Annotated in this window: 18 protein-coding genes; 5 read left to right on the top strand and 13 right to left on the bottom strand. The window is 62.4% G+C overall.

The window, feature by feature from the left end; translation table 11 throughout:
* Positions 1-176 precede the first annotated feature (176 nt).
* From NOG11_RS09680 to rpmF, 7 genes are all read right to left on the bottom strand, one after another.
* Entirely contained in the window at positions 177-632 is a 456-nt protein-coding gene (locus NOG11_RS09680; protein WP_256619556.1) for a type II toxin-antitoxin system RatA family toxin, read from the bottom strand.
* On the bottom strand, positions 629-1,066 hold the full coding sequence (locus NOG11_RS09675; RefSeq protein ID WP_256619555.1) for a hypothetical protein: 438 nt from the start codon (positions 1,064-1,066) through the stop codon (positions 629-631). The genes NOG11_RS09680 and NOG11_RS09675 overlap by 4 nt, the downstream gene beginning before the upstream one ends.
* Complete coding sequence (gene lipA, locus NOG11_RS09670) at positions 1,059-2,018, bottom strand: lipoyl synthase (protein ID WP_256619554.1); 960 nt, start codon at positions 2,016-2,018, stop codon at positions 1,059-1,061. Before lipA ends, NOG11_RS09675 begins: the two co-directional genes overlap by 8 nt.
* 61 nt (positions 2,019-2,079) lie before the next feature.
* Positions 2,080-2,205 (bottom strand): hypothetical protein, encoded by a 126-nt coding sequence (locus tag NOG11_RS09665; RefSeq protein WP_256619553.1) that lies wholly within the window; start codon positions 2,203-2,205, stop codon positions 2,080-2,082.
* Between the two features lie 176 nt (positions 2,206-2,381).
* On the bottom strand, positions 2,382-2,801 hold the full coding sequence (locus NOG11_RS09660; protein WP_256619552.1) for an FtsB family cell division protein: 420 nt from the start codon (positions 2,799-2,801) through the stop codon (positions 2,382-2,384).
* 170 nt (positions 2,802-2,971) lie between these two features.
* The gene (gene eno / locus NOG11_RS09655) at positions 2,972-4,246 is read right to left on the bottom strand and encodes a phosphopyruvate hydratase (RefSeq protein WP_256619551.1); all 1,275 of its coding nucleotides are present in this window, start codon (positions 4,244-4,246) and stop codon (positions 2,972-2,974) included.
* 218 nt (positions 4,247-4,464) lie between these two features.
* A complete protein-coding gene (gene rpmF, locus NOG11_RS09650; protein ID WP_256619550.1) occupies positions 4,465-4,647 on the bottom strand; it encodes a 50S ribosomal protein L32 in 183 nt (60 codons plus the stop codon).
* A gap of 196 nt (positions 4,648-4,843) precedes the next feature.
* On the opposite strand from rpmF, the gene NOG11_RS09645 reads away from it, so the two are divergent.
* The 3 genes from NOG11_RS09645 (at position 4,844) to NOG11_RS09635 (ending at position 7,485) form a co-directional block, all read left to right on the top strand.
* Positions 4,844-5,128 (top strand): hypothetical protein, encoded by a 285-nt coding sequence (locus tag NOG11_RS09645; protein ID WP_256619549.1) that lies wholly within the window; start codon positions 4,844-4,846, stop codon positions 5,126-5,128.
* A 141-nt stretch (positions 5,129-5,269) separates the two neighbouring features.
* Positions 5,270-6,226 carry a lipid A deacylase LpxR family protein gene (locus NOG11_RS09640; RefSeq protein ID WP_256619548.1) on the top strand — a complete coding sequence of 319 codons (957 nt, stop codon included), beginning with the start codon at positions 5,270-5,272 and terminating at the stop codon, positions 6,224-6,226.
* Between the two features lie 74 nt (positions 6,227-6,300).
* Positions 6,301-7,485: a hypothetical protein gene (locus NOG11_RS09635; RefSeq protein ID WP_256619547.1), complete on the top strand. Its 1,185-nt coding sequence runs from the start codon at positions 6,301-6,303 to the stop codon at positions 7,483-7,485.
* Between the two features lies 1 nt (position 7,486).
* Here NOG11_RS09635 and pyrG read toward each other — a convergent pair whose 3' ends face one another.
* From pyrG to NOG11_RS09620, 3 genes are all read right to left on the bottom strand, one after another.
* On the bottom strand, positions 7,487-9,133 hold the full coding sequence (pyrG, locus tag NOG11_RS09630; RefSeq protein ID WP_256619546.1) for a CTP synthase: 1,647 nt from the start codon (positions 9,131-9,133) through the stop codon (positions 7,487-7,489).
* Positions 9,134-9,286: 153 nt separating this feature from the next.
* Positions 9,287-9,559 (bottom strand): HU family DNA-binding protein, encoded by a 273-nt coding sequence (locus NOG11_RS09625; RefSeq protein ID WP_256619545.1) that lies wholly within the window; start codon positions 9,557-9,559, stop codon positions 9,287-9,289.
* 142 nt (positions 9,560-9,701) lie between these two features.
* On the bottom strand, positions 9,702-10,016 hold the full coding sequence (locus NOG11_RS09620; RefSeq protein ID WP_256619544.1) for a chorismate mutase: 315 nt from the start codon (positions 10,014-10,016) through the stop codon (positions 9,702-9,704).
* A gap of 90 nt (positions 10,017-10,106) precedes the next feature.
* Here NOG11_RS09620 and NOG11_RS09615 point away from each other — a divergent pair, with 90 nt between their 5' ends.
* Together NOG11_RS09615 and NOG11_RS09610 are read left to right on the top strand one after the other, a co-directional pair.
* On the top strand, positions 10,107-10,370 hold the full coding sequence (locus tag NOG11_RS09615; RefSeq protein ID WP_256619543.1) for a DUF7218 family protein: 264 nt from the start codon (positions 10,107-10,109) through the stop codon (positions 10,368-10,370).
* A gap of 260 nt (positions 10,371-10,630) precedes the next feature.
* The gene (locus NOG11_RS09610; RefSeq protein ID WP_256619542.1) at positions 10,631-11,173 is read left to right on the top strand and encodes a hypothetical protein; all 543 of its coding nucleotides are present in this window, start codon (positions 10,631-10,633) and stop codon (positions 11,171-11,173) included.
* 229 nt (positions 11,174-11,402) lie between these two features.
* On the opposite strand, the gene NOG11_RS09605 is transcribed toward NOG11_RS09610, so the two are convergent.
* From NOG11_RS09605 to ettA, 3 genes are all read right to left on the bottom strand, one after another.
* Positions 11,403-12,248, bottom strand: coding sequence for a GIY-YIG nuclease family protein (locus tag NOG11_RS09605; protein ID WP_256619541.1), 846 nt, complete (start codon positions 12,246-12,248; stop codon positions 11,403-11,405).
* A 253-nt stretch (positions 12,249-12,501) separates the two neighbouring features.
* Positions 12,502-13,584 (bottom strand): SDH family Clp fold serine proteinase, encoded by a 1,083-nt coding sequence (locus NOG11_RS09600; protein WP_256619540.1) that lies wholly within the window; start codon positions 13,582-13,584, stop codon positions 12,502-12,504.
* Positions 13,585-13,586: 2 nt separating this feature from the next.
* Positions 13,587-15,251, bottom strand: a complete 1,665-nt coding sequence (gene ettA / locus NOG11_RS09595; protein ID WP_256619539.1) for an energy-dependent translational throttle protein EttA — start codon at positions 15,249-15,251, stop codon at positions 13,587-13,589.
* Between the last annotated feature and the right edge of the window lie 123 nt (positions 15,252-15,374).

Below are 15,374 nucleotides of genomic sequence, written 5' to 3'. Positions count from 1 at the left end.
CTCCCGTTCACGGGAGAGGTCAAAGGCTGCGCCAGCAGGCTTTGGGTGAGGGCTTCGGCGAAGCCGTACTTCGGCACTCGCGATAGAAGAGGTCGCCCAGAACCCCCTCACCCTCGGTCCCTCTCCCGCAGTCGGGAGAGGGAGGCGGCAGGAATGACCGGGCGCAGCCTGTGTTATTAGGCAGCCACCGGCTCGTACCGCCTATGCGCCTCCTGCACGAAGGCGCCGACCATGCGCTTGAAGCCGTGCTCCACGAACTTGTTGGCCGCCGCCTGCATCAGGCGGTTCTGGAAGGCGAAGCGCAGGCGGAAATCCACCATGCAGCCGCGCTCGTGGGACTCGAAACGCCAGTTGTTCTCAAGGTCCTTGAGCGGCCCGCGCACATATTTCGCCCGCGCCGTGAGGGCCTGCCGGTCGGCATCGACCTCCGAGCGGAAGGTCTCGCGGAACACCGAGTAGCGCACCACCATGTCGGCGCAGAGCTTGCCGCTCCCGTCCTCCCGGTCGTCAGCCACCACCCGCAGCGCCTGCACAAAGGGCAGAAAGCGCGGATAGGTCCGAACATCCATGACGAGGTCGAACATCTGTTCAGGGGTAAAGGGCACGACGACCAGCTCGTGATGGGGGGTCATGCGGGCTCGACCAATGTGAGAACGAGCCCATCGTCCTGACCATTTGTCCGCCGTCCAACCAAAGGGCGCCGCCCATCAGCCAACCGCAGACCTAAAACTAGAGTCGACCAGATGATGCCGATGACTGCACCGATCAAACCCCCAGCTAGCAGCGCACCATCGGGCGCTAGATCGGGTTCTTGGTCGTCCTTCAACTCTTCCATCGTCCTTCTTCGCACCGCGATAGCGATGTCATTGGCAGGTAAGTCGGACAAGATATTGCTTACTTCTCCGTCGCACCGCACGCGAATAGAAGTGGTCTCTTCTGGGAGTTGCAGTCGCATCTCACGTGCCACCCGACCGGAAGCAATGATTTTCGTCGGATCGAGCACCTTCAACGTAGGAATACCGGTGAGCGTGTAGTCGTCCCAGGCGTGAACTGTCAGCCTACGCACCAGCCTTCGCTTCCCGCGCCGCCTTCAGCTTAGCAAAATCCTCGCCCGCATGGTGGCTCGACCGGGTGAGCGGGCTGGCGGAGACCATGAGGAAGCCCTTGGCGCGGGCCAAGACCTCGTAGCGCTTGAACTCCTCAGGTGTGACGAAGCGGTCGACGGCTGCGTGCTTACGGGTCGGCTGGAGGTACTGGCCGATGGTGAGGAAGTCGATCCCGGCGGAGCGCATGTCGTCCATGACCTGCATGACCTCTTCGCGGGCTTCGCCCAGGCCGACCATGAGGCCGGACTTGGTGAACTGGTTCGGCGCCCGGTCCTTGACCCGCTCCAGAAGGCGCAAGCTGTGAAAGTAGCGCGCACCGGGGCGGATCGAGAGGTAGAGCCGCGGCACGGTCTCGAGGTTGTGGTTGAAGACGTCAGGCGCCGCGTCGATGACCTTGTCGAGGGCGTAGGCGGGCTTCCTCAGGAAGTCAGGCGTCAGGATCTCGATGGTGGTGCCCGGCGAGCGCTCGCGGATGGCCTCGATGACCTCGACGAAGTGCTGCGCGCCGCCATCCTCCAGGTCGTCGCGATCGACGCTGGTGATGACCACGTGCTTCAGGCCCATCTCGGCAACCGCATCGGCCACCCGGCGGGGCTCGTCGCTGTCGACGGCGTTCGGCAGGCCCGTGCGCACGTTGCAGAAGGCGCAAGCCCTCGTGCAGATCTCGCCCAGGATCATCATGGTGGCGTGCTTCTGGTCCCAGCACTCGCCGATATTGGGGCAGGCCGCCTCCTCGCAGACGGTGACGAGGCCCTTGGACTTCACGATCGCCTTGGTCTCGGCATAGCCTTTGGAGACAGGCGCCTTGACGCGGATCCATTCGGGCTTGCGCAGGATGGGGCTGTCCGGGTTCTTCTGCTTCTCCGGGTGGCGAAGCGCCGGGCGTTTGTCGAGGTCGATGAGCGTGGCCATGGGGGGCACTTAGGCGCGCGGGGCGCTCACCTCAATATGAAGTCGGCGGCGAAAAGCGCCGTCAGTCCTGCGACTTCTTGCGCGCCTGGTGGCGCTTCTCGTAGCGGACCACGTAGAATGACAGCGGTACATAGAAAGCGACTAGCAGCGCTCCGATCAGAACGAGTTCAGGACCTGTGATCGTCATTCCTGTCGTCCTCCATTGACTGCCAGTACGATATAAGCACTTCCCAGAAGAATTGCACCAAGTGCGATGGTGAGGATGCGCGAAACTGGACCTACAGGGGTGAGAAGACCAGCACCGAGCAACACCAACCCAAACCGGCGCAAATCTTCGGTGACCCCTTTCGAAAACTCTGTCATCTACGCCCCGCGGCTCTCCAGGAGCGCCACGGCGATCAGGTCGGTGAGCTCTTCGCCCTCTTCCGTTTCCAATGCGGCAACGGCGTCGAGCTCCATGACCGGGATCCGGTACTCGCCGGGGCGCATATGGCCGAGATTGGCGCGGACCCGCTCCTCCAGGAGGTCCTCGTCGAGAGAGGCCAGCACGAGACGGTCGGCTCGCTCCTCCAGCCGCGCCTGGTGGCGGCGCAGCGCGTTAACCTCTGCCCGGCGATGGGCCGCCCTCGCCTCGAGCTGCTCGGCGCGCACGAAGCCCTCCGGCCCGTTGAACGCCATGAGGCCCTGATAGGCTGCGGCGACAAGCAAACCAGCGGGCAGAACGGCGCTGAGGAACAGGGAACGGAACATCTTCATGCGGAACATCACCTCTCGATGAGTCATGCTTCGCCAATCGTCGTTACCGTCCGGTGAATCATATCACAGAAAATCGGTGGCAGCCCGGTAATCGAGGTCACTGCGCCGTTAAGCATAGTAAAGAAAAAAGGCCTGTCCCCATCTGGAACAGGCCTTAACTGCGCTTAACGGGTTTTCCCCAAACCCTTGCCGAAACCTTACCTGGCAAAGATATCCGCACCCGGATAGACCGCCGTCGGGCCGAGGGCCTCCTCGATCCGCAGGAGCTGGTTGTACTTCGCCGTGCGGTCGGAGCGTGCGAGCGAGCCGGTCTTGATCTGGCCGCAGCCGGTCGCCACTGCGAGGTCGGCGATGGTCACGTCCTCGGTCTCGCCGGAGCGGTGCGACATCACCGCCTTGAAGCCAGCTTTGTGGGCCATGTTGACCGCCTCAAAGGTCTCCGTCAGCGTACCGATCTGGTTGACCTTGACGAGGATGGCATTGCCCGCCTTCTGCGCGATGCCGTCCTTCAGGCGCTTGGGGTTGGTAACGAAGAGGTCGTCGCCGACGAGCTGCACACGGTCGCCGATCTTGGCCGTCAGCTCAGACCAGCCCTGCCAGTCATCCTCGGCCATGCCGTCCTCGATGGAGCGGATGGGGTAGTCGCTGGCTAGGCTCGCCAGGTAGTCGGCCATGCTGGAGCTGTCGAGCTTGGTGCCCTCCCCTGCCAAATCGTACTGACCATCGGCAAAGAACTCCGTAGACGCTACGTCCAGAGCGAGAACCATGTCCTCGCCGGTCTTCAGGCCGGTCTCCTCGATCGCCGACATGATGAGGTCCAGCGCGGCACGGCTTGATGAGATGTTCGGCGCGAAGCCGCCCTCATCGCCCACATTGGTGCCCATGCCTTGCGACTTCAGTTTCTTCTTGAGGGCGTGGAAGGTCTCCGCGCCCATGCGCAGGGCTTCGGAGAAGCTGTCCGCGCCCACCGGCATGATCATGAACTCCTGGATGTCCACCGGGTTGTCCGCATGGGCGCCGCCATTGAGGATGTTCATCATCGGTACGGGGAGAATATTGGCGGAGGGGCCGCCGAGATAGCGGTAGAGCGGCAGGCCGTGCGCCTCTGCCGCTGCCTTGGCCACCGCCAGGCTGACGCCCAGCACCGCGTTAGCGCCCAGGCGCGACTTGTTGGCGGTACCGTCGAGGTCGAGCATGGCCCGGTCGATGAAGGTCTGCTCCTCCACATCGACACCGAGAAGCACGTCCGAGATCTCGGTCTGCACAGCGTGGACGGCCTCGCGCACGCCCTTGCCGCCGTAGCGCGAGCCGCCGTCACGGCGCTCATGGGCCTCATGCATCCCGGTCGACGCCCCCGACGGCACCGCCGCCCGGCCGAGCGAGCCGTCCTCGCAAAGCACATCCACCTCCACGGTGGGGAAGCCCCGGCTGTCGAGGATCTCACGGGCGAGAATGTCGGCGATCATGACCATGGTGCGGCTCCGTCTTGTGTTCGCGGGCGCCATGGCAGGTTTTGAGGCAGCGCGGAAGACGCATCAGCCGTAGAGCGGACCCGCAACGCCATCCGCCGCGCAACGCCCGAGCTTCTGAAAGGCGGAGAGCTTCGCGTTCCGACCCACGCGAAAAAGGCGCTACCCTTCCGGGCAACGCCTCACATTCGCTTCAACCAAAGGGCCTTTCGGCCCAAGCCTCAGTCTTCCTGGGGAGGAAGCACCTGGCGGCCGTTATAGGTGCCGGCCTTGAGGTCGATATGGTGGTTGCGGCGCAGATTGCCGCTCTGGCTGTCCTCGATATAGGAGGCAGCGTCGAGACGGTCGTGAGCACGGCGCATGCCGCGCTTGGATTTGGTGATCTTACTCTTGGGGACGGCCACGCGGGTCTCTCCTGAATTCTGGAAGTCGCGGCGCCTAACGCGGGCCAGGGGTTTTGTCCACCTCGAAGTTGACATTATGGCTAAAGGCCTGTGACCGGAAAGCTTCAATTCTCCCCCTGCCCCGCCACCAAGCCTGAACACGCTCTGTGTTACAGCGGAACAGTACCGAGTTCCAAGGGGTGGGCCAGCAGTGGGTATGGGTATCAGAGCCAGGGCGGCGGGGGCCGCTCTTCTTGTCGTAGCAACGTTGGGATCGGCCTCGGCCGAGCGGCAGCTCATGGTGGCGAGCGCCGCCTGGGCCTCCCTGACGCCGGACCAGCGCGAGGTGATCGAGCTGGTCGCCAAGGATGTCTGGTCCGAGGGCGAGACCTACGGCGTCCGCTACGAGGACCTGTCCGAGCGCCGCAAGACGCCGATCAGGCGCGAGGCGATGGACCGCCTGGGCTTCACCCCGCAAACGCCGCGCGGCGTGGAAGCATAACGACAAGCCAGTCTTCTGGGAGAGAAGAGACGGGGTCGCGGGCCGAAGGGCTGGCGGCCCCGTTTTCCGTTGGGCGGGAGAAGTCCGCAGCGTCCTCCCGCGGGACGGGAGTGTTGGCACGAGACTTGAAACAACCTTGGCATGTTCAAACGTGCCATCCTCACCGCCGCCGCGCCCCTCGCCCTCCTCGCCGCCCAAAGCGAAGCCAGGGACCTCGGCACGTTAACCGTGACGGCGGAGAACGACTTCGTCGCCAACCAGGACAGGCACTACACGAACGGCCTGCGCGCAGCCTACGTCACCGGCGAGGTCAGGGGGACAAGTCTCGAGCGCCGCCTCGGCGGCTACGGCGCCACCCTCCGCCGGAGCTTCGCCGTCGCCCAGCAGATCTACACGCCCAAGGACTACTTCACGGACACGCCCGACCCCGACGACCACCCCTATGCGGGCTATCTCTTTGCCGAGGCGGGGCTCCTGGCCGAGAAGAACGGCCGCTTCGACCTCTTCACCCTAGAGCTGGGCGTAGTCGGCCCCGCGGCCCTGGGCGAGGAGACCCAGAACTGGTTTCACGAGCGCCGCAACTACATGCTGGCCGAGGGCTGGGACCACCAGCTTCCCAACGAGGTCGCGGTGAACCTCTCCTACGACTGGAAAGGTCGTCCCTGGGCGGAAGGAAGGATGGGACCGCTGGAAGCGGAGTTCACCCCCGTCGCCGGTGCCTCCCTGGGCAATGTCGCGGTCAACGCCCGCGCCGGCGGCATGGTCCGTCTCGGCTCGAACCTCCGTCCCAATTTCGGACCCGCCCGGATCAGGCCCTCCCTCACCGGCTCGGGCCACTTCTCCCGCGGGGTGAGCTGGTTCCTCTTCGCAGGCGCCGAGGCCCGCGCGGTCGCCCACGACATCTTCCTCGACGGCAGCCTGGTTCAGGACAGTGCGTCCACGGACAAGAACCCCCTGGTCGGCGACCTGCAGGCAGGCGCGGTGATGGAGCTCGGCCGGGTCCAGCTCTCCTGGACCTATGTGGCGCGCACGGAGCGCTACGAAGCGCAAGACGACCCGGACGGCTATGGCGGGTTCTCGGTTGGGGTGAAGTTTTAAGCTGCAATGCTCGGTGGCCCCTTCTTTCCCTGTCGCCTATGAACATTTGCTGATCAAGGTCGAAGGGGAGCTCTATGCGCTATCTCAGCGTCACTATTATCTTGCTGCTTGTTGCCTGCGGGACAGCACCTAGTCCGAACGTTATCCTCGTCGATGGGGGGACTGTAGCCGCCTCTGAAAGCGGACAGAACGGAAGCCATGCTCAGCTCACATTCGAACGTTTGAGAAAGGGGGAGCTAGAAAGCGGCAGGCTTGATCAGTATGTGGCGCTCTACGGACGCGAAGACCTGATTGCCGGAGGGCATTTGCGTGAGTACGAGCGGTCGGACTGCCAGCCGATCGAAAGCGGAAGCGCTCCGCTTCAAACGATCGTTGATCGGGCAAGGGACGCGCAAATCGTCATCATCAACGAGAGCCATGTTCGCAGTAGTACCCGCGCCTTTATTGAGAACGTGGCTGTTTCGCTCGCGCCATTGGGGTTCGACGTTTATGCGGCAGAGACCTTTTCGAACTTCGACGGAGGCGGCAGTTTCCCCTTCACCGAGGATGACGACGAACCTACCGACGTCTTGACGGATAACGATGGCTACTATCTTCGCGAGGCGACATTTGCGCACCTTCTGCGACGGGTGCGGGGCCTTGGCTACCGCTTTGCCGCCTACGAAATTGCGTACGATCCAGAGTATGAGCGCCCTGAAGATATGCTCGACGCAATGCACGTTCGAGAGGAAGCACAGGCTCAGAACATCATCGAGAACATATTGGAGGACGACCCCAATGCACGGGTTCTCGTCCATGTCGGCTACAACCACGCCTTCGAGCAGCCAATCACCTGGAGAGATGGCAGATCAGCAAAATGGATGGCCACCCGTTTGAAGGAGAAGACCGGCATCGACCCTCTGACCATCGATCAGACCACTTGCCGCGGTGCAAGTTCAGACAACGAGCTGGTTCTGGCTGAGGTTGCGACGAAGGACCCAGTGGACCTTCGGGTCATCAGGCCCCCGGATACCTTCGTCTACGGAAGGCCTACGTTCCGGCTCACTCGCGGCTACGAAGCCGTTGCCATTCCGCAAGACCTTCTGCCTTCTGACGGCTGGGCGATCATCGAAGCCAGACCGGTTGACGATCCCGTTGAAGCGATCCCCCACGACCGGGTTTTAGTGGAGGCAGGCGAGGATGTGCGGCTGATGCTTAAAGCAGGACGCTATAGTGTTCGGGCTGTCGTACCCGATGCATCAGTAGATACAGACAAATAGGCTACACCAGTCTCGACCGCTTCAGCGCCGCGTCGATGAAGCTCGAAAAGAGCGGGTGCGGATCGAAGGGGCGGCTTTTGAGCTCGGGGTGGAACTGCACCGCGATGAACCATGGGTGGCCTTCGACCTCCATGATCTCCGGCAGGCGGCCGTCGGGGGAGCGGCCGGAGAAGGTGATGCCCTTCTCCTTGAGCGCCTCCTCCAGCGCCATCTGCACCTCGTAGCGGTGGCGGTGGCGCTCGGAGATCGTCTCGGTACCGTAGATCTCGCGGGCCAGCGACCCTTCCGCAAGCCTTGCTTCATAGGCGCCAAGGCGCATCGTGCCGCCCAGATCGTCCTCGGCGGAGCGGGTTTCGGCGCTTCCGTCCTTCTCCCACTCGGTCATCAGGCCGACCACGTGCTCGCCACTCTCGGTGAACTCTTTCGACGTCGCCGTCTCGACACCGAGAAGGTTCCTGGCCGCCTCGACCACGGCCATCTGCATGCCGAAGCAGATGCCGAAATAGGGGATGTTCTTCTCCCGCGCGAAGCGTGCCGCCTGGATCTTGCCTTCCGAGCCGCGCTCGCCGAAGCCGCCGGGCACGAGGATGCCGTGGACGCCGCCAAGACGCTCCGTAGCGAGATCATCGTTCTCAAAGACTGCCGAGTCGATCCACTCGATATGCACGCGGACATTGTTGGCGATGCCGCCGTGAACCAGCGCCTCGATCAGCGACTTGTAGGCGTCCTTGAGCACCGTGTACTTGCCCACCACCGCGATGCGGACCTCGCCGTCGGGGTTGATGATCCGGCGGGTCACCTCGCGCCATCGGGTGAGGTCGGGCTCGGGCGCATCGCCGATACCGAAGGCCTTCAGAACCTCCGTATCGAAACCTTCGCCGTGATAGTCCAGCGGCACCTCGTAGATGGTGCGCGAGTTCATCGCCTGGACCACCGCCGAGGGGCGGACATTGCAGAACTGGGCGATCTTGGCCTTCTCTCCCTCGGGGATGTCGCGGTCGGCGCGCACCAGAAGGATGTCGGGCTGGATGCCGATCGAGCGCAGCTCCTTGACGGAGTGCTGGGTCGGTTTGGTCTTCATCTCTCCGGCCACGGAGATATAGGGCATGAGGGTCAGGTGCACGAACACGCAAGCACCGCGCGGCTCTTCATTGCCGAACTGACGGATCGCCTCGAAGAAAGGCAGGCCCTCAATGTCGCCCACCGTGCCGCCGATCTCGCAGAGGAGGAAGTCGACGGGCCTGCCTTCGGGATCAAGAGCGTCCGACCGGATGAAGTCCTTGATGGCGTCGGTGATGTGCGGGATCACCTGGACGGTGGCGCCGAGATAGTCGCCTCGCCGCTCCTTCTCGATCACGCTCTGGTAGATCTGCCCCGTGGTGATGTTGTCGTCCTTGGTCGCCGAGACGCCGGTGAAGCGCTCGTAGTGGCCGAGGTCGAGATCGGTCTCGGCTCCGTCATCGGTGACGAAGACCTCGCCATGCTGATAGGGGCTCATCGTGCCCGGATCGACATTGATATAGGGGTCGAGTTTCCTCAGCCTGACCGTATAGCCGCGGGCCTGCAGAAGCGCGCCTAGCGCTGCCGATGCGACCCCTTTGCCGAGCGAGGAAACCACGCCGCCGGTGATGAAGATGTACCGCGTCATGGAAGGCCCCCTTAGGCGCGAAACGGCTCAGCCCGCAAGCGCTATCCGGGGGATGCAGGAGGCTTTTTCCCGCAAGACGCCGCCCACGAAAAAGGGCGCTCGGCATGCTTATCTGATAGCATGCCGGGGCGCCCTCGGGGATAAGGTCGCCGACTAGTTCAGCGCGTCCTTGAGGCCCTTGCCTGCCGAGAATTTCGGCTGGTTGGAGGCCTTGATCTTGATCGTCTCGCCGGTGCGGGGGTTGCGGCCCTCGCGGGCTTCGCGGCGAGCGGAGGAGAAGGTGCCGAAGCCGACCAGGCGGACATCGTCGCCGCCCTTGAGCGCCTCGGTGATGGTGTCGAAGACCGCGTCGACAGCCTTGCCGGCCTGCGCCTTGCTCATGTCGGACTTGCGAGCGACCTCGTCGATGAACTCGTTTTTATTCATGCCTGAAACCCTTTATTCATGCGCCTTTCCGGGGCGTGGGGTGACGCTAGGCAGTGTTTTTGCTGGAGGTCAAAGGGGAATTTTGCCCTGTAACCCGCATGAAACCTGGAGTTTTCGCTATCCCCCTCAAAAGGTTGAGCTTTCAGCCCTCCTCACCGCGCTGCTTTTTCCACGCCTCACCCTCATGTGCGATGCAGCATTCGATCAGTTCGCGCCAAACGGGCTCTGCGATTCGCGCCGAAAGCCCGTATTTTCGCGATTCCGTCAGCACTTTCTCCACCACGTCCTCGATGCGCCAGGGCACCCTGACGTCGCCGAAGGTCGGTTTGATCCGCGCCGCCGCCTCCATATAGCCCTGCCGGATCGCGAGCATCCGCACGAGCTCCCGGTCGAGGGCGTCGACGCCCTCGCGGACGTCCTCCATGGTCTGGCAGTCTTGTGGGGTCTTCACGCTCATCGCCGGGGGGTTAGGGGGAGAGCTTGGCTTTGGGAAGACCTCTCCGGTGCCCCAGCGGAACGCGCCCGTCCTCCCCTCTGTTCAGAGGCCATGACCAAGGACCACGGCCCCTCCATCAAGGACGACGAGACCTACGAGGCCCTCCGCGAGGACGGCGCCAGCAAGGAGAAGGCGGCGCGCATCGCCAACGCGCAAGCCGACGGCGGAACGAGCCCTTCACAGAAGGGCGGCGGCTCGAAACCCTATGAGGAGCGCACCAAGGAGGAGCTCTACGAGCGCGCCAAGGAGGTGGGCATCGAGGGCCGCTCGGACATGACCAAGGACGAGCTGATCGAGGCCCTGCGCAGTCGTTGACGGCGGAGTTGGCCGACGCGCGACGCCGTAGGGTGGACGCGAGTAGCGGCCACCTTTCCAGGCGCCAGCGCCCACCCTACGGAGGAGCACGCCCCATAGGTCGGGTGCGCATCGATGAGGCCAGCATGAAGGCGAAACGATACGCCCATTGCCAGGCAACCAGAGAAACTCGCTTGCGAGCCACCCGTTTTCATGTAACAAATCTTGACAAGGCGCTCGAGAGCGCTGGCGGGGTTTGTTACCGGGGGGATCGGAACGACATGAAACGGACGTTTTTCGCTGCCGCGGCCTTTGTCGCGGCGTGGGGGGGAGCACTGAACGCGCAGGCCGCCCTTGTGGATGGCAGCTATCAGATCGGGGGGATCTTCGACACGAACAACCCCAACGCGCTGCTCACCGGCTCGTTCGATGTGGTTGGAGGCAGCATTGAAAACCTGATCGTCGAGACCGACTTTGGAGTCAATTTAGGGGATCCTTCGATCTATGTCGGTACGGGGACGATCGAAGCCGGCGGCTCGATGTTCGCGGCGGCCCTGACCCTGACCAACCCTGGACCAAGCGCGAGCGGTACGGGGTTCCTGACGTTCTCCTCGGACGGAACCTTCGCCTGCGGGGGCATCACCGTGGGTAGCTTTGCCAACACGTGCCAGCTCGCCACCAAGGCGTTCGGCACGGCGCCAAGCGAGAAGTCAGGCACGTACACGATCGAAGCGTCGCCCGTCCCCCTTCCCGTGGCAGCTCTCCTCTTCGTCCCCGCACTGGGCGGAATGGCCCTCACTCGCCGGGCTCGCCGAACCGCATAAGTCTCAGGGCACGGAGGATATACGGGGCCGGCGCAGTGACGGCCCGTGCTGCTGCGAGAGCGTCCAGGTGGAGCTTTGATGACATAAGCTCGTAGGGTGGACGGCGGAAGCCGGCCACCTCGCCACCCTCACCGCCCAGGAAAGGTGGCCGCCTGCCAGCGTCCACCCTACGGGCTCCTACCCGCTACGACCCTCGCCACAGTGGAGGCGAGGCTTAAGACCGCGGGGTCTAGTTGCGGTTCAGCCCCGCCTCGACATCCCGCGTGTTCAGGACCTCTTTCCAGTAGTTCTCACGTGCGATCACCACGCTGTCTTCCGTTCGGGCGGGAAGATGCTCGAGAAGCGTGAAGCGGAAGTGCTGGCGACACTCCTCGATGCCCTCTTGGCGAACCAATCTCCGAAGCTCCAGGTTTCCTCCGTGCCCGGTCTGGATGTACTGCGCCCAGCGCGACCATATCCCTGTTTCGCCATAGGCCGATCCGACATAGCGCTGGCTGCGTCCGGTATGGGTGATGAGGTAGACGCCTTTCACGTGACGGAGGGCGGTGGCCCAGTCCCGGCGGCTGTTCGCCATCAGGCCCTCGATCTCCTGAAAGCTGAGATTGACGCTGTCGTAGCCGGGAAAGGGGCGCCCTGTGTAGGGCTCGGGGAGGATCTCGCTGATGACCATGTCGCGCAGGTGGTTCTCGAGGTTCAGCCTGGTGCCGCGCGACTTATGGACATGGCGCACCTTCAGCCTCGCATAGAGCGAACGTAGCTCGTCCGCCAATCGGACGCGGTAGAAAGGTGTGCCGTCTTGCCGTTCACCCTGCCCCTCGACCTGCCAGATACCGCCGAACACCCAGCGGTCCTTGGCGCTCAGCACCTGGGCCAGCGAGAAGATACGTACACGGTTGAAATCGTTCTTGCCCGGATAGAACTCCTGCCACCCCCGCCACTCCTCGAAACTGCGCGCCAGGACATGGAGCGGCTGGTTCTGCGCGTTCCACCTTGCGAAGTGCACCTTGTAAGAGGTCGGGTCCGCAGGAGACCATAGGTCGGTGAGAAAGCAGGGTCGGACGCTATCGGTTTGCATGGACCGACGGTTGAGCGGTTGGCCCGGTGTTGCAAAGAGCCGGATGCAGTTGGCAGGCTGCTTTAGCAGCCCGCACCCTTCGGAGCCGGTTGACGGTCAGTGAGAGAAAAGGTCCGGTGGACCTTTTCTAGGCGGAGAAGGCCACGGCAGTGGCGTTTCAAACGCCCAACCGTCGCAACGCGGCTGCCGGAAACGTCAGCACCTCAGACCATTAGCACACGGGCAGCCGCCCTACGGCGCAGAGCGCCCGGCTCTACTTCAGGGTCTCTTTGTCGTGCAGTTCCGTAGCTGGATCAGAATGTGCGGTTGAAGTTTTGGCCGTTTCGCCATCGGATGGGTTCGAGCCGCTGTTGCTGTAACCGCTCGATTCTGAATCGCCCGACCTATCTGGGAAGCCGCTATCGTCCAACGATCCGCTGGCTTTGACTTTGGCTTCTGTGTCTGGTTCTTCGTCATGGTCCAATCCGCCTTCCTCAGCATCATGTAGCGATTTCGTTAATGACATGCAAAACGGGTCTGCAGCTTCGTTATATAAAATCTCTGCGAATGCCGCGTAGATTTCATATAACTCGTCGCTTGGGTCGGCGACATTGTTGAATAGTGTACGAGCTTCTCTGACGTCGATGATAAAATCGTGAGAAGGATATTCGTGCACCAGCCGATGCACAGCCATAGGCATCGCATTCTGAGAATAATCAGCGAGACGAGACCCATAGGCTATAGCAACATTGAGGTCGCGGTAGTCGCTACCAAGTGTTTCAGGGTTTATCTGTGAGTATATACCCGCCATCACGCCAGTGGATAGGTTAGTGGCAATTTCAGAAGCCAATTTGAAGTTGATATTGCCGTAACTCGAAACCGTTGTCCTGAGCATAAAATCTTGGAACGCTTCGAAGGTAGCATCGTGCAGGCTTTCAAATGCTGCTTTTGATATCAAGCCAGACTTACGACCCGCGATTTCATTCTCCTTCACAAGCTGGACATCGAGCGGCCCTAACTCAGAGAATGAATCCATTATCAATTTGCTTGCACCTAAAGCGATCAGCGTCCCGGCACTTTTACAGTAGCTGGGAATTAAGAGAACGACTTCGTCGTAGGTTTCTTGCAGCAGTCGCGAAATTTGAAATGCTGCGTTTGCTTGACCACCGTTCGTGGTTAGTGAGAATACAACGCTGTTGCGCTGAGAAACCATTCTGGTTTCACCTACTGCAGACGCAATTTTTCCAAAAGCTGTGTTGTCGATTGATCCAGAAAATAAGATTAGATCAGCATCGAAGCGATCCTGAACTTTTTCAATTGTAGATGGATCGATCTGAACGTCAATATTATTTCTCATCATCACCGCTCCGCCTTCCGGTACTTGATCCGCCGCGGCACTTCCGCATCCGGTCCCAACCGCCGCTTCTTGTCCTCGATATAGGCTTCGTAGTTGCCCTCGAACCACTCCACGTGGCTGTCGCCTTCGAAGGCGAGGATGTGGGTGGCGATGCGGTCGAGGAACCAGCGGTCGTGGCTGATGATGACGGCGCAGCCGGCGAACTCGTCCAGGGCCGCCTCGAGCTCCCGCAGCGTGTCGACGTCGAGGTCGTTGGTGGGTTCGTCGAGAAGGAGGAGGTTCGCGCCCTCCTTCAGCATCTTGGCGAGCTGCACGCGGTTGCGCTCACCGCCCGAAAGGTCGCCGACCTTCTTCTGCTGGTCCGCGCCCTTGAAGTTGAACCAGGTGCAGTAGGCTCTTGAGTTCACCTCGCGCTTCTCGCCGAGCTTGATGATGTCGAGGCCGCCGGAGATCTCTTCCCATACGGAGTTCGTGTCGGTGAGGTTCTCGCGCGTCTGGTCGATATAGCCGAGCTTGACCGTCTCGCCGAGGGTGATGGCGCCTTCGTCGGGTTGGTCCTGGCCGGTCAGCATACGGAAGAGCGTGGTCTTGCCCGCGCCGTTGGGGCCGATGACGCCGACAATGCCGCCGGGGGGCAGCTCAAACGTGAGATCGTCGATGAGGAGCTTCTCGCCGAAGGCCTTCTTCAGATCCTCCGCCTCGATCACCTTGCCGCCTAGGCGCGGGCCTGGCGGGATCTGGATCTGGGCGGTGGAGATGTTCTCGTTGGCGGCCTGGTCGCGAAGTTTTTCGTAGGAGTTGATGCGGGCCTTGGACTTGGCCTGCCTCGCCTTCTGGCCCTGGTTGATCCATTCGAGCTCGCGGTCGAGGGTCTTCTGGCGCTTCTGCTCCTCGCGCTCTTCCTGGGCGAGGCGCTTGGCTTTTTGTTGGAGCCAGGAGGAGTAGTTGCCCTCGTAAGGGATGCCCTTGGCCCGGTCGAGCTCGAGGATCCAGCCGGTCACGTTGTCGAGGAAGTAGCGGTCGTGGGTCACTAGCACCACGGCGCCGGGGAAGTTTCTGAGGTAGTTCTCGAGCCAGGCGACGCTCTCGGCATCGAGGTGGTTGGTGGGCTCGTCGAGGAGGAGAAGGTCGTTCTTCTCCAGGATCAGCTTGGCGAGGGCGACCCGGCGCTTCTCACCGCCGGAGAGCTTGTCCACGGGCCAGTCGCCGGGGGGGCAGCGCAGGGCCTCCATGGCGAGCTCCACCTTGCTGTCGATGTCCCAGGCGTCGAGGGCGTCGATCTCTTCTTGCAAGGACGACATCTTCTCCATCAGCTCGTCGGAGTAGTTCTCGGCGAGCTCCATGGAGACATCGTTGAACTCCTGCACCTTGGCCTTGATGGGGGCGACGCCCTCGGCGGCGTTCTCGAAGACGGTCTTGGTGGGGTCTAATTGTGGTTCTTGCGGGAGGTAGCCGACCTTGGCGCCGTCGGCGGGGTGGGCCTCGCCGGTGAACTCCTGGTCCACGCCGGCCATGATCTTGAGGAGGGTCGACTTACCGGCGCCGTTGACGCCGACCACGCCGATCTTGGCGTCCGGGTAGAACTGCAGGTGGACGTTATCGAGGATCTTCTTCGCCCCGTAGGACTTGGTGAGACCGTTCATGAAGTAGATAAACTGGCGGGCCATGGGGTTCTCCTCGCATGGGATGAAGGTGAGGAGCCGCGCCTAGACCACGCGGGGGCCGGGCTCAACAAGCATGCTGCCAAAGAAAAACCCCCGCGCCAGGGAGGGGGCGCGGGGGTCTTGGGG

The sequence above is a fragment of the Parvularcula maris genome (genome assembly GCF_024505085.1).
GTDB classification, from domain to species: Bacteria; Pseudomonadota; Alphaproteobacteria; order Caulobacterales; family Parvularculaceae; genus Parvularcula; species Parvularcula maris.
This window is presented reverse-complemented; position numbering and strand designations above follow the sequence as displayed.